13 protein-coding genes are annotated in these 14,310 nt (G+C 51.7%); 12 read left to right on the top strand and 1 reads right to left on the bottom strand.

Translation table 11 applies throughout. The features are described 5' to 3' along the window. Positions 1-5: 5 nt before the first annotated feature. Positions 6-503 (bottom strand): DUF1097 domain-containing protein, encoded by a 498-nt coding sequence (locus ACK8NJ_RS18175; protein ID WP_001013882.1) that lies wholly within the window; start codon positions 501-503, stop codon positions 6-8. Positions 504-760: 257 nt separating this feature from the next. Between ACK8NJ_RS18175 and ACK8NJ_RS18170 the strand changes: the two genes are divergently transcribed. The 12 genes from ACK8NJ_RS18170 (at position 761) to yahK (ending at position 14,192) form a co-directional block, all read left to right on the top strand. Beyond that, positions 761-1,366 (top strand): ankyrin repeat domain-containing protein, encoded by a 606-nt coding sequence (locus ACK8NJ_RS18170; protein ID WP_001521940.1) that lies wholly within the window; start codon positions 761-763, stop codon positions 1,364-1,366. Between the two features lie 39 nt (positions 1,367-1,405). After that, on the top strand, positions 1,406-2,269 hold the full coding sequence (locus ACK8NJ_RS18165; RefSeq protein WP_001309284.1) for a DUF2877 domain-containing protein: 864 nt from the start codon (positions 1,406-1,408) through the stop codon (positions 2,267-2,269). Continuing rightward, positions 2,259-3,806, top strand: a complete 1,548-nt coding sequence (gene fdrA / locus ACK8NJ_RS18160) for an acyl-CoA synthetase FdrA (RefSeq protein ID WP_411961855.1) — start codon at positions 2,259-2,261, stop codon at positions 3,804-3,806. The genes ACK8NJ_RS18165 and fdrA overlap by 11 nt, the downstream gene beginning before the upstream one ends. Next, a complete protein-coding gene (locus tag ACK8NJ_RS18155; RefSeq protein ID WP_001558661.1) occupies positions 3,806-5,224 on the top strand; it encodes a DUF1116 domain-containing protein in 1,419 nt (472 codons plus the stop codon). Before fdrA ends, ACK8NJ_RS18155 begins: the two co-directional genes overlap by 1 nt. A gap of 94 nt (positions 5,225-5,318) precedes the next feature. Next, positions 5,319-6,269: a carbamate kinase family protein gene (locus ACK8NJ_RS18150; RefSeq protein WP_085008420.1), complete on the top strand. Its 951-nt coding sequence runs from the start codon at positions 5,319-5,321 to the stop codon at positions 6,267-6,269. Positions 6,270-6,278: 9 nt separating this feature from the next. After that, positions 6,279-7,661, top strand: a complete 1,383-nt coding sequence (locus tag ACK8NJ_RS18145) for an amidohydrolase family protein (protein ID WP_411961854.1) — start codon at positions 6,279-6,281, stop codon at positions 7,659-7,661. Positions 7,662-7,958: 297 nt separating this feature from the next. Beyond that, positions 7,959-8,369 (top strand): ASCH domain-containing protein, encoded by a 411-nt coding sequence (locus tag ACK8NJ_RS18140; protein WP_001595371.1) that lies wholly within the window; start codon positions 7,959-7,961, stop codon positions 8,367-8,369. 253 nt (positions 8,370-8,622) lie between these two features. Continuing rightward, on the top strand, positions 8,623-9,606 hold the full coding sequence (locus tag ACK8NJ_RS18135) for an autoinducer 2 ABC transporter substrate-binding protein (RefSeq protein ID WP_001042105.1): 984 nt from the start codon (positions 8,623-8,625) through the stop codon (positions 9,604-9,606). Positions 9,607-9,654: 48 nt separating this feature from the next. Continuing rightward, on the top strand, positions 9,655-11,139 hold the full coding sequence (locus ACK8NJ_RS18130; protein WP_000447333.1) for a sugar ABC transporter ATP-binding protein: 1,485 nt from the start codon (positions 9,655-9,657) through the stop codon (positions 11,137-11,139). Next, the gene (locus tag ACK8NJ_RS18125; protein ID WP_000818889.1) at positions 11,132-12,103 is read left to right on the top strand and encodes an ABC transporter permease; all 972 of its coding nucleotides are present in this window, start codon (positions 11,132-11,134) and stop codon (positions 12,101-12,103) included. The genes ACK8NJ_RS18130 and ACK8NJ_RS18125 overlap by 8 nt, the downstream gene beginning before the upstream one ends. After that, positions 12,100-13,056 (top strand): ABC transporter permease, encoded by a 957-nt coding sequence (locus ACK8NJ_RS18120; RefSeq protein ID WP_001558664.1) that lies wholly within the window; start codon positions 12,100-12,102, stop codon positions 13,054-13,056. The genes ACK8NJ_RS18125 and ACK8NJ_RS18120 overlap by 4 nt, the downstream gene beginning before the upstream one ends. Positions 13,057-13,142: 86 nt before the next feature. Continuing rightward, on the top strand, positions 13,143-14,192 hold the full coding sequence (yahK, locus tag ACK8NJ_RS18115; RefSeq protein WP_001558665.1) for an NADPH-dependent aldehyde reductase YahK: 1,050 nt from the start codon (positions 13,143-13,145) through the stop codon (positions 14,190-14,192). Positions 14,193-14,310 lie beyond the last annotated feature (118 nt).

Below are 14,310 nucleotides of genomic sequence, written 5' to 3'. Positions count from 1 at the left end.
AACTTTTAATACCCGTCGCGTTTAGTCGTCGCTTCGCTTAATTTTTGTCCGCCATATTCTGAAATTATCCCCACGCAGTTACCCGCCAGAAAACCCAGTAATGTCACTGTCCAGTTCATCCCGCTGGCAAAAAATAGCGTCATGCCGAGAAAGCCTCCGGGAATAAAAGACAATAAACCGAAACGTCCTTGCCAGACCACCACCGCCGAGAAGGGGACAGTCATAATCACGCTCGCCCAGAACGTGGACAATCCACTCACCGAGGCCAGCCAGCCGGCAGCCAGCGCGGCGAAAAACGCCCACACCATCCCGGAATAATTAACCGCCAGACTTCTGATAAACCCCGATTTACCGCCGCCTGCGGCATAAAAACTGCAAAAGGCGACGAAGCCAATGGTTCCTAATAATTCCCATCCCTGAGAGAGCCCGACATGTGAAGACACTAACTGCCAAAGCCCTGCACAAATACCGACGGTGACACCCGTTGCCGTGAGTCCGTTCATCTTGTTCCCCTCTGGTTAGACATGGACGAAAGCTACTCTTACATGTGCAGACTATAGAGAAATAAAACCTGATTGAGTGAAAGGGTATCGGGTCAAAGAAACAAATATTGCACTACCGCACACTGCGAAAAGATTGTTGAACATCATTCAACAAAAAGGCGAAATACGGCGAATTAAATTTAAGCGGGTTCTTTTATCAGATTATCGTTGCTATTCTCAATTCATCGAAAACAGCCACAATAACCAGGGGAATGTGAATGACTATAAAAAATCTACCTGCCGACTATTTATTGGCTGCGCAACAGGGTGATATCGATAAAGTAAAAACCTGCCTTGCGCTGGGTGTCGATATTAATACCTGCGATCGTCAGGGGAAAACGGCAATTACGCTGGCAAGTTTATATCAGCAATATGCTTGCGTTCAGGCATTAATTGATGCCGGAGCGGATATTAATAAGCAAGATCAGATATGTTCAAATCCTTTTTTAATTAGCTGCCTGACCGGCGATTTAACCCTGTTACGGATTATTTTACCTGCTAAACCCGATCTTAATTGCGTAACCCGTTTTGGCGGTGTCGGCCTGACGCCTGCCTGTGAAAAAGGCCATTTAAATATTGTAAAAGAGCTTTTGGCGCATACGGAGATTAACGTTAACCAGACCAACCATGTTGGCTGGACGCCGCTACTGGAAGCAATTGTGCTTAATGATGGCGGGATTAAACAGCAGGCGATTGTCCAGTTATTGCTGGAACACGGTGCCAGCCCGCACATGACGGATAAATATGGCAAAACGCCGCTGGAACTGGCGCGGGAACGAGGCTTTGAAGAGATTGCGCAGTTACTGATTGCCGCAGGTGCATAAACCGGGAGGCTTGCTATCAACACACCAGAAAGACGGTGTGTGTGGGCGCTAACTGCGGATGCTGATTTTCTGGCGCAGCGGGGGCAAGGACAGGTTGAACAGGTCTTTGCCAGAGCGGTAAATATCGCACTTCCGGCCCGCCAGCAGTTGCTGACGCTGCTTTGTGAAGAGTACGACAATGCGCCAAACAGTTGTCGGTTGGCACTCACTCACTTTGATGGTCTGTTCCGGCATGGTGATAAGGTTCAGTTTGACGATCAAGGCATTACGATTGGTCAACATCTTCATATAGAGATGAGTCATTGCCTGCGTTGGCTGTCCCCAACCTTGCAAATGGCCGCTGTGAATTTTCACCTTATCGCCTGGCAACAGTGGCATGACATTATTCATCAGCACCTGGGGGAAAATGAAACCCTGTTTAATTATCGCGGCGATAATCCGTTTTATCAGGCGTTAAATAAAGCACTACATATTAAACGTCGGGCAGTTATTCAGGCAGTAAACGATAAACAAAATATCGCCTCAGCAGTCGCCAGTATGATGGGCTTAGGGATTGGCCTTACGCCATCAGCCGATGATTATTTAACAGGTCTGGCGCTTATTTTATTTATTTCCGGGCATCCGGCAGAAAAATACAAAGAGGAATTTTATCGCGGTCTGCAACGCGGCAGAAATAATACCACGTTATTAAGTGCCATAACGCTGGAAGCCGCATTACAACAACGCTGCCGGGAAAATATTCATCGTTTTATTCATAACATTATTTATGACATCCCTGGGAACGCAACTCAGGCAATAGAAAAAATTAAACATATTGGCTCCAGTTCCGGCTGCGACATGCTGTATGGCATGGCCGATGGTTGTGCGCTGAGCCAAACCTACGGAGGGAATTATGTCAGTTAAAATAGTCATTAAACCGAATACCTATTTTGATTCTGTCTCGCTGATGTCTATCTCCACGCGTGCAAATAAACTCGACGGCGTCGAGCAGGCATTTGTGGCGATGGCGACCGAAATGAACAAAGGCGTGCTGAAGAATTTAGGACTGCTGACGCCGGAGCTGGAGCAGGCGAAAAACGGCGACCTGATGATTGTCATCAATGGTAAATCGGGTGTGGACAACGAGCAGTTGCTGGTGGAGATTGAAGAGCTGTTCAACACCAAAGCGCAAAGCGGCTCGCACGAGGCACGTTACGCCACTATTGCCAGCGCCAAAAAGCATATCCCGGAAAGTAACCTGGCAGTGATTTCGGTCAACGGCCTGTTTGCTGCGCGCGAAGCGCGTCAGGCGCTGCAAAACGATCTTAACGTGATGCTGTTTTCCGATAACGTCTCAGTTGAAGATGAACTGGCGCTCAAGCAGCTGGCCCACGAAAAAGGGCTGCTGATGATGGGGCCAGACTGCGGTACGGCGATTATCAACGGCGCGGCGCTCTGCTTTGGTAACGCCGTGCGTCGTGGCAACATCGGCATTGTTGGCGCATCCGGCACCGGTAGCCAGGAGCTGAGCGTCCGCATTCATGAATTTGGCGGCGGCGTTTCGCAACTGATCGGCACCGGCGGGCGCGACCTGAGCGAGAAAATCGGCGGCCTGATGATGCTCGACGCTATCGGGATGCTGGAAAACGATCCGCAAACTGAAATCATTGTGCTTATCTCCAAACCGCCTGCGCCTGCGGTGGCCCGCAAAGTGCTGGAACGCGCACGTGCCTGCCGCAAGCCGGTGGTAGTCTGCTTCCTCGGTCGTGGCGAAACGCCAGTGGATGAGCAGGGGCTACAGTTTGCTCGCGGCAGCAAAGAGGCGGCACTAAAAGCGGTGATGCTCTCCGGTGTGAAACAAGAACATCTCGACTTGCATACCCTGAACCAGCCGTTGATTGCTGACGTGCGTGTGCGTCTGCAACCGCAGCAGAAATACATTCGTGGCCTGTTCTGCGGCGGCACGCTGTGTGACGAAACCATGTTCGCGGTGATGGAAAAACACGGCGATGTCTACAGCAATATCCAGCCCGATCCTGAATTCCGCCTGCAAGATATCAACCGCAGCATCAAACACACCTTCCTCGACTTTGGCGATGACGACTTCACCAACGGCAAGCCGCATCCAATGATTGACCCCACCAACCGCATCAGTCGCTTGATCGAAGAGGCGCGCGATCCAGAAGTGGCGGTGATCGTGATGGATTTTGTGCTCGGGTTTGGATCGCATGAAGATCCGGTCGGTTCCACCATCGAGGCGATCAAAGAGGCGAAAGCGATCGCCGCTGCCGAAGGACGTGAGTTGATCATTCTCGCCTATGTGCTGGGTACCGATCTTGATACGCCATCATTAGAACAACAAAGCCAGATGCTGCTTGATGCCGGAGTGATTCTGGCCAGCAGTAGCACCAATACCGGATTGCTGGCGCGTGAATTTATCTGCAAAGGGGAGGAAGCCTGATGAGCCAGTCACTGTTTAGCCAACCGTTGAACGTTATTAACGTCGGCATCGCCATGTTTAGCGATGATCTGAAAAAGCAGCATGTAGAAGTGACCCAACTCGACTGGACGCCGCCGGGGCAGGGCAATATGCAGGTGGTGCAGGCGCTGGATAACATTGCCGATTCGCCGCTGGCAGACAAAATCGCCTCCGCGAATCAGCAGGCGCTTGAGCGCATTATCCAGTCGCATCCGGTGCTGATTGGTTTTGATCAGGCGATTAACGTGGTGCCGGGCATGACGCCGAAAACCATTCTTCACGCCGGGCCGCCAGTGACCTGGGAAAAAATGTGCGGCGCGATGAAAGGCGCGGTCACCGGGGCGCTGGTGTTCGAAGGGCTGGCGAAAGATCTCGACGAGGCGGCTGACTTGGCGGCCTCCGGGGAGATCACCTTCTCGCCGTGCCATGAACACGACTGTGTGGGATCGATGGCGGGTGTTACCTCGGCCTCGATGTTTATGCACATCGTGAAAAACAAAACCTACGGCAACATCGCTTACACCAATATGAGCGAGCAGATGGCGAAGATTTTGCGTATGGGCGCTAACGACCAGAGCGTGATCGACCGCCTCAACTGGATGCGTGATGTGCAGGGGCCAATGCTGCGCGATGCGATGAAAATTATCGGCGAGATCGATCTGCGCTTAATGCTGGCGCAGGCGCTGCATATGGGCGATGAGTGCCATAACCGCAATAACGCCGGGACGACGCTGCTGATTCAGGCGCTGACGCCAGGGATTATTCAGGCGGGTTATTCCGTCGAGCAACAGCGCGAAGTGTTTGAGTTTGTCGCCAGCAGTGACTACTTCTCCGGCCCGACGTGGATGGCGATGTGTAAAGCGGCGATGGATGCGGCGCACGGCATCGAATACAGCACCGTGGTCACCACCATGGCGCGTAACGGCGTCGAGTTCGGCCTGCGGGTCAGCGGCCTGCCGGGGCAATGGTTTACCGGCCCGGCGCAGCAGGTGATCGGCCCGATGTTTGCCGGTTATAAGCCGGAAGATTCGGGGCTGGATATCGGCGACAGCGCCATCACTGAAACCTACGGCATTGGCGGATTTGCCATGGCGACCGCGCCTGCTATCGTCGCGCTGGTGGGCGGTACGGTGGAAGAGGCTATCGATTTCTCCCGCCAGATGCGTGAAATCACTCTCGGTGAAAACCCCAACGTCACCATTCCGCTGCTCGGTTTTATGGGCGTGCCGTCGGCAATCGACATCACCCGCGTGGGCAGCAGCGGCATTCTGCCGGTGATCAACACCGCCATCGCCCATAAAGATGCGGGCGTCGGCATGATTGGTGCGGGCATTGTGCATCCACCATTCGCCTGCTTCGAGAAAGCCATTCTCGGCTGGTGCGAACGTTACGGCGTCTGACCTGCAAACGCACCTTACGATCCCTTCTCCCTTCTGGGGAGAGGGGCAACCTCACTCTCATAACCCCATCACCCTCTGTAGCGGACATAACAACATGAAAGAACTTGTGGTCGTTGCCATTGGTGGCAACAGCATTATCAAAGATAACGCCAGCCAGTCGATTGAGCATCAGGCGGAGGCGGTGAAAGCCGTGGCCGATACGGTGCTGGAAATGCTGGCTTCCGATTACGACATTGTGCTGACCCACGGTAACGGGCCGCAGGTCGGGCTGGATTTACGCCGCGCGGAGATTGCTCACGAGCGCGAAGGGCTGCCCTTAACGCCGCTGGCGAACTGTGTGGCGGATACGCAAGGCGGCATTGGCTATCTGATCCAACAGGCGCTGAATAACCGACTGGCGCGTCACGGCGAGAAAAAAGCCGTCACCGTGGTGACTCAGGTGGAAGTGGATAAAAACGATCCGGGTTTTGCTCATCCCACCAAGCCCATCGGCGCATTCTTCAGTGAAAGCCAGCGTGACGAATTACAAAAAGCAAACCCTGACTGGCGTTTTGTTGAAGATGCCGGACGGGGCTATCGCCGCGTGGTCGCCTCGCCGGAACCGAAACGTATTGTCGAGGCACCTGCCATTAAGGCGCTGATCCAACAAGGCTTTGTGGTGATTGGCGCGGGCGGCGGTGGAATTCCGGTAGTGCGTACTGACGCGGGGGATTACCAAAGCGTGGACGCGGTTATCGACAAAGATCTCTCTACCGCGCTGCTGGCCCGTGAAATTCACGCCGACATTCTGGTGATCACCACTGGCGTGGAAAAAGTGTGTATTCATTTTGGTAAACCGCAGCAGCAGGCGCTCGATCGGGTGGATATTGCCACCATGACCCGCTATATGCAGGAAGGGCATTTTCCGCCTGGCAGCATGTTGCCAAAAATCATCGCCAGCCTGACGTTCCTGGAACAGGGCGGTAAAGAAGTGATTATCACCACGCCGGAATGCCTGCCTGCGGCGCTGCGTGGTGAAACGGGCACCCATATTATTAAAACGTAAGGACGTAAGATGAAAGAAAACAATAGCCGCCGTGAGTTTCTGAGCCAGAGCGGTAAGATGGTCACCGCCGCCGCGCTGTTTGGTACCTCTGTGCCGCTCGCCCATGCGGCAGTCTCTGGCACAACCCACTGCGACGCGAATAACACCATGAAAATCACTGACCCGCACTACTATCTCGACAACGTGTTGCTGGAAACCGGTTTTGACTACGAAAATGGCGTGGCGGTGCAGACCCGCACGGCGCGCCAGACTGTGGAAATTCAGAACGGCAAAATTGTTGCACTGCGCGAGAACAATCAGCATCCGGACGCCACGCTGCCGCACTATGACGCTGGCGGTAAGCTGATGCTGCCCACCACCCGCGACATGCATATTCATCTCGACAAAACCTTCTACGGCGGGCCGTGGCGCTCGCTCAATCGTCCGGCAGGCACCACCATCCAGGACATGATCAAACTCGAGCAGAAAATGCTGCCGGAGTTGCAATCGTACACTCAGGAAAGGGCGGAAAAACTGATTGATTTATTGCAGTCGAAAGGCACTACCATTGCCCGCAGCCACTGCAATATCGAACCGGTTTCCGGCCTGAAAAATCTGCAAAATTTGCAGGCGGTTCTGGCGCGACGTCAGGCGGGCTTCGAGTGTGAAATTGTCGCCTTCCCGCAGCACGGTTTGCTGCTGTCGAAATCAGAACCCTTAATGCGCGAAGCGATGCAGGCGGGGGCGCATTACGTCGGCGGGCTGGACCCGACCAGTGTTGATGGCGCGATGGAAAAATCCCTCGACACCATGTTCCAGATTGCGCTGGACTACGACAAAGGCGTTGATATTCACCTGCACGAAACCACTCCGGCAGGCGTGGCAGCCATCAATTATATGGTTGAAACGGTGGAGAAAACGCCGCAACTGAAGGGCAAGCTGACCATCAGCCACGCCTTTGCGCTGGCAACGCTCAATGAGCAACAGGTAGATGAACTGGCGCACCGGATGGCGGCGCAGCAAATTTCTATCGCCTCGACGGTGCCGATTGGCACGCTGCATATGCCGCTCAAACAGTTGCACGACAAAGGCGTAAAAGTGATGACCGGCACCGACAGCGTTATCGACCACTGGTCGCCTTACGGCCTGGGCGACATGCTGGAAAAAGCCAATCTGTACGCGCAGCTCTATATTCGTCCTAACGAACAGAACCTCTCCCGCTCGCTGTTTTTAGCCACTGGCGATGTATTGCCGCTCAACGAAAAAGGCGAGCGCGTGTGGCCCAAAGCGCAGGATGATGCCAGCTTTGTGCTGGTGGACGCCTCCTGTTCCGCCGAGGCGGTGGCGCGTATCTCGCCGAGAACGGCGACGTTCCATAAAGGGCAACTGGTGTGGGGGAGTGTGGCAGGTTGATACGCATTTGAAACGCCTGCAATGGTGAATCGTAAGAGATTTAAAGCCCCAGGGAGTGGGGCAGCAATGGTTTGCTAATGAATGATCCTGAACTTTATAATCTCCCGGCATAATTTCCAGGGGATTATTTGAGAGAAATACACAAAAGTGAGTTTTAACAAAGGTATTTATCAAGCCATAAATGTGACCGGCTTCGGATAAAAAAGATTAAACATAGAAAAACCAATGATCCTCTTGCTGATGGTTATCAACAGTAATTAAGATGTGATTTTTTTCCGTAATCGCGAAAATATTCTCATGACCATAAAAGAAAAAATCTCACAAAAATATCCCCATGCTTCCTTTTGTACTTTTGGCGATTCAGCAGCGTTGGCCGATCACCTCGCAACGTTGATTGCGACAGGTGTTAAAACAGCTTCCTGTGGTTCGCTGGCGGGATGTATTGAAGACAACGCATTTCCGATGATTGGTGAGTATAAGATTGTAGAAAATAGCCGTGGTGAGCCTGTCTGTGTTATCAGAGTGATTGGCCTGCATTTACTGCGCTTTTCTGATGTCACCGCAGAGCTTGCCCGTAAGGAAGGTGAAGGTGACCTCAGTCTTGAATATTGGCGTAATGAACACCGTCGTTTTTTCCAGACAGAAGGATGCTATTCACCAGAAATGGACGTTATCTTTGAAGAATATGCCCTTATTGACGTTGTGTAGATAACTATTTTTCTACGCGAAATAAGCTCACAAACATAAAGTATCGCTAATTTTGTTTATTTTGCTGTTTTTTACGTGATGATTGTCACACTTATTGTTACTGCCCGTTTTGTCCATATTTATAACCAAATTTTTAATAGCTGCCTGAAATAGGGCTGTTTATTCTGCATAAAAATATTCGAAAATTCTTATTCTCTCCAGCGCGCTAATTTGGGCGAACACTTCCTGACTACCCTGCAATGAGGCTGAAATGATGAATAAACGTTTTGTTATCAATATGGTGTCTTCGCTGTTATTAGGCGCTGCGCTAATTTCTGCGCCGCTCCAGGCAGCGGAAAAAGTCGTGGTGAATATCTCTAAAGTCGATGGTATGCCTTGGTTTAATCGCATGGGCGAAGGTGTGGTCGAGGCGGGTAAAGCCTTTGGTGTTAATGCCTCACAGGTGGGGCCTTCAAGTACTGATGCTCCGCAACAGGTTAAAATCATTGAGGATTTAATCGCCCGTAAGGTTAATGCAATTACAATTGTGCCAAACGATGCCAACGTGCTGGAACCGGTATTCAAAAAAGCGCGAGATGCCGGAATTGTGGTTCTGACCAACGAATCCCCCGGTCAGCCAAGTGCTAACTGGGATATCGAAATCATTGATAACGAAAAATTTGCCGCTGAATATGTTGAGCATATGGCGAAACGCATGGGTGGCAAGGGCGGCTATGTGATTTACGTGGGTAGTTTGACCGTGCCGCAGCATAACTTATGGGCTGACTTGCTGGTGAAATACCAGAAAGAGCATTACCCGGATATGCATGAAGTTACCCGCCGCATGCCGGTTGCCGAGAGTGTGGATGACTCACGTCGTACCACACTGGACCTGATGAAAACCTATCCTGACTTGAAAGCGGTTGTCTCCTTTGGTTCAAACGGTCCGATTGGCGCGGGACGTGCAGTGAAAGAGAAACGGGCGAAAAATAAAGTCGCAGTCTATGGCATGATGATCCCTTCACAGGCGGCATCACTGATTAAAAGTGGTGATATCACCGAAGGGATTACTTACGATCCGGCCTCTGCAGGTTACGCACTCGCAGCCGTCGCCAGCACGTTGCTGAAGGGTGAAGAGATCAAACCTGGATTAGAAATGGAGAATCTCGGTAAGGCCGACGTAGATATGGATAAGCGAATTATCCGTTTCCATAAGGTATTACTGGTCAACAAAGACAATATCGACTCACTTTATTAATCCATTTCTTCGGGGCGAAAGCCCCGATTCTTATTGCCAGGGGATGCTATGGAAACCTTCCTTTCCCTTCGTCATATCAACAAAACGTTTCATGCCACGCGAGCGCTGCGCGATGTTTCTCTCGACTTTATGTCGGGTGAGGTGCACTGCCTTGCCGGGCAAAACGGCTGTGGTAAATCGACGTTGATTAAAATTATGTCCGGTGTTTATCGCCCGGATGAGGGAGCAGAAATTACGCTTGGTGGGAAAAACTGGTCAAAGCTGACACCCGCCGCTTCGGTGGCGCAGGGGATTCAGGTGATTTATCAGGACCTCTCTTTATTTCCTAACCTGAGTGTCTGGGAGAATATCGCCGTGAATCACTATCACCACGGTCTGTTTGTTAACCGCCGTCGTCTGCGTGAGGTGGCGCAGGCGGCAATGACCAGTATTAACGTCACATTGCCACTGGATACGCTCGTTTCTGAGCTTTCAATTGCCCGCTGTCAGCTGGTGGCAATTTGCCGTGCACTGGCGCAGGACGCACGGTTGATCGTGATGGATGAACCAACCGCTTCGCTGACCCATCAGGAAGTGCAAGGGTTATTACAGGTGGTGCATCAATTGCGGGAACGCGGGATCTGCGTGGTCTTCGTCAGTCATCGTCTGGAAGAAGTGATGGAAGTTTCCGACCGTATTTCAGTGCTGAAAGATGGTGAGCTGGTCGGGACCTTTCCGGCCGCAGAGATGACCACAAAACAACTCGGTTTTCTGATGACCGGCCAGGAGTTCGAATATCAGGTGCGAGAGTTGTGGCAGGGAAAATCCAGCACCCCGGTGCTGGAGGTGCGTAATTTAAGTCGTCATGGGGAATATCTAAATATTAACTTGCGGGTGGAAGCGGGCGAAGTGGTATCGATTGTTGGCCTGCTTGGTGCGGGGCGCACGGAATTATGTCTGAGTCTGTTTGGTATGACCCGACCGGATGCTGGTGAGATCCTCATCAACGGTCAGCCGGTTACACTGCATAGTAACCAGGACGCCATCCGCCACGGTATTGGTTATGTTTCGGAAGATCGCATGTCGCGCGGTTTGGTGATGGCGCAATCTATTGAAGACAACATCATTAGCACTGTTTTTCACAAGGTAAAAGATCGCTTCGGCTTTCTGAGTGAAGCTAAAGTGCGTGACCTGGTGGACAGGCTAATCAAGGCATTGACCATCAAAGTCTCTGACCCACATCTCCCGGTGAATACGCTTTCCGGGGGTAACGCGCAGCGAGTATCGATCGCCAAATGGCTGGCGATTGGGCCACGACTGTTGATTCTCGATAGCCCGACTGTCGGTGTTGATATCGCCAACAAAGCAGGAATATACGGCATTATCAGCGATCTGGCGGCTCATGGCATTGCGGTATTGATGATCTGCGATGAAATTGAAGAAGCGTGGTATCAAAGCCACCGGATTTTGGTAATGCAAAAAGGTCAGATCACCCATAGCTTCCTGCCTGACAGCAGTTCTCAGGCCAGGATTGCGGAGGTGGTAAATGGCTGAACTGAAAAAACGTCATGAATTCTGGCTGGCATTACTGATTGTGGGGCTGTTTGTCGGCCTTGCCTGGCGCAGCGACGAGTTTCTGACATTCGGTAATTTGTACGATCTCGCCAATAACTATGCCATGTTGACTATTCTCGCCTGTGGTTTGTTTGTGGTGTTAATTTCCGGTGGGATTGATATTTCGTTTCCGGCAATGACCATCATTGCGCAATACGGCATGGTGCTGTTGCTGCAAAAAATTGGTGGCAACTTTGCTGTTGCGTTTGCCCTGGCGGGCGGCATCGGCATTTTACTTGGCTTAATAAACGCCTTACTGGTTAATCGCCTACGGGTGCCGTCTATCATCATCACCATTTCGACGCTGAATATTTTCTATGGCCTGCTGTTATGGTTGAGTAAAGGTGTGTGGCTGTACGACTTTCCGCCGTGGTTTGAGCAGGGGGTAATGTTGTTCAAGTACACCGATGCTGACGGCTATGACTATGGCCTTGGTCTGCCGCTGATCGCCATGATTACGGTGGTGCTGCTAACAGCGTTTATCATGAATTTCACCAGTGTAGGGCGCAAAATTTATGCCCTTGGCGGGAACCGTGAATCAGCCAGTCGCATCGGCTTTAGCGTGCTGAAACTGCAACTTTTCGTTTACGGCTATATGGGATTGATGTCTGGTGCTGCGGGTGTAGTGCAGTCGTGGACGGTGATGACTGTCGCCCCCGATTCTCTTCTGGGTTATGAGCTGACAGTACTGGCTGCGGTGGTGCTTGGCGGCACTAGTTTGCTCGGCGGGCGCGGCACGTTAACCGGTACTTTGCTCGGCGTGGTGTTGTTGGCAGTGATGCAAAACGGGCTAAATTTATTGGGAGTCTCGTCTTACTGGCAAACATTGATCACAGGCATCATCATCGTTGCCAGCATTAGCGCCACGGCGTGGAGTCAGCATCAGAACCGGAGTCTGCTATGAAAAAATCGTGGCGTAATAACGTTGAGTTTTACTTGATCGGCCTGCTGGTACTAACTGTTGCCGCCTTCAGCATTACTATGCCGGAGATTTTCTGGTCGATAAGTAATTTCCAGTCCGTCGCTTCGCAAATGCCCGTGCTGGGCATTCTGGCGTTGGCTATGGCGGTGACCATGCTTTGCGGTGGCATTAACTTGTCAATTATAGCCACTGCTAACGCCTGTTCACTGGTGATGGCGTGGGTGGCGACTCAGTATCCACCGGGTATTGCTACGGTTGTCGCTACGCTGCTGGCGGGCGCTGGCGCGGCGGTGATAATCGGTTTATGTAACGGCGTATTGATTGCTGGTATTCGAGTGTCGCCAATACTTGCAACACTCGGGATGATGACGTTGCTCAAAGGGGTAAATATTCTGGTGACAGGCGGTAGCGCCATTGCCAATTATCCCTCATGGGTGCTGTGGTTGAATCATGCACAGTGGTTCGGTATTCCGCTACCGATGTGGTTGTTTGCCGCAGTGGCGCTGGGGCTGTGGATATTGCTGGAGAAAACGCCGCTCGGTAAAGCCATTTACCTGATTGGGTCTAACGAACGAGCAACACTTTACTCCGGCATTAACACTCGTCGGGTGCTGATTTGGGTTTATGTCATTTCCGCCTTGCTTTGTGCGGTAGCGGCATTTTTGATGATGTCGAAACTCAACTCGGCTAAGGCCTCTTATGGCGAATCGTACTTGCTGGTGTCAATCCTCGCGGCAGTACTCGGCGGGGTTAATCCGGACGGCGGCAGCGGGCGGATAATTGGTATGGTGCTGGCGCTGTTTCTTCTGCAAATTATTGAAAGCGGCTTCAATATTCTCGGGATAAGCCCCTACCTGACGATGGCCTTATGGGGAACGTTGCTGCTCTGTTTCATTCAGGCTCGCGGCATGTTGGGGCTGGATCGGGTGGTTTAAATATTGGCTATATTCAATGGACGCGTTTTGCCGCGATGACATATCAGGCATCGCCAAATACACATAGCTAATCAGGAGTAAACACAATGAAGATCAAAGCTGTTGGTGCATATTCCGCTAAACAACCGCTGGAACCGATGGATATTACCAGGCGTGAACCGGGACCGCATGATGTCAAAATTGAAATCGCTTACTGTGGCGTCTGCCATTCCGATATCCACCAGGTCCGTTCCGAGTGGGCGGGGACGGTTTATCCCTGCGTGCCGGGCCATGAAATTGTAGGGCGTGTGGTAGCTGTTGGTGATCAGGTAGAAAAACATGCGACGGGCGATCTGGTCGGTGTCGGCTGCATTGTCGACAGTTGTAAACATTGCGAAGAGTGTGAAGACGGGCTGGAAAACTACTGTGATCACATGACCGGCACCTATAACTCGCCGACGCCGGACGAACCGGGCCATACGCTGGGCGGCTACTCACAACAGATCGTCGTTCATGAGCGATATGTTCTACGTATTCGTCACCCGCAAGAGCAGCTGGCGGCGGTGGCTCCTTTATTGTGTGCAGGGATCACCACATACTCGCCGCTACGTCACTGGCAGGCCGGGCCGGGTAAAAAAGTGGGCGTGGTTGGCATCGGCGGTCTGGGACATATGGGGATTAAGCTGGCCCACGCGATGGGGGCACATGTGGTGGCATTTACCACTTCGGAGTCAAAACGCGAAGCGGCAAAAGCCCTGGGGGCCGATGAAGTTGTTAACTCACGCAATGCCGATGAGATGGCGGCTCATCTGAAGAGTTTCGATTTCATTTTGAATACAGTAGCTGCGCCACATAATCTCGACGATTTTACCACCTTGCTGAAGCGCGATGGCACCATGACGCTGGTTGGTGCGCCTGCGACACCGCATAAATCGCCGGAAGTTTTCAACCTGATCATGAAACGCCGCGCGATAGCCGGCTCTATGATTGGCGGCATTCCAGAAACTCAGGAGATGCTCGATTTTTGCGCCGAACATGGCATCGTGGCTGATATAGAGATGATTCGGGCCGATCAAATTAATGAAGCCTATGAGCGAATGCTGCGTGGTGATGTGAAATATCGTTTTGTTATCGATAATCGCACACTAACAGACTGAAAAAATTAATAAATATCCTGTGGTTTAACATATTAATTTCACTCTCCACTTAACTTTTTAGTTAAGGAGAGCGAAATAATATCAAAGTAGCAGTAAAACCTATAACGTAAATTCAAAT

The organism is Escherichia sp. F1 (assembly GCF_046764225.1).
Lineage (GTDB): Bacteria > Pseudomonadota > Gammaproteobacteria > Enterobacterales > Enterobacteriaceae > Escherichia > Escherichia coli.
Note: the sequence above shows the minus strand (reverse complement) of the source record. Positions and strands in the feature narration are given on the sequence as shown.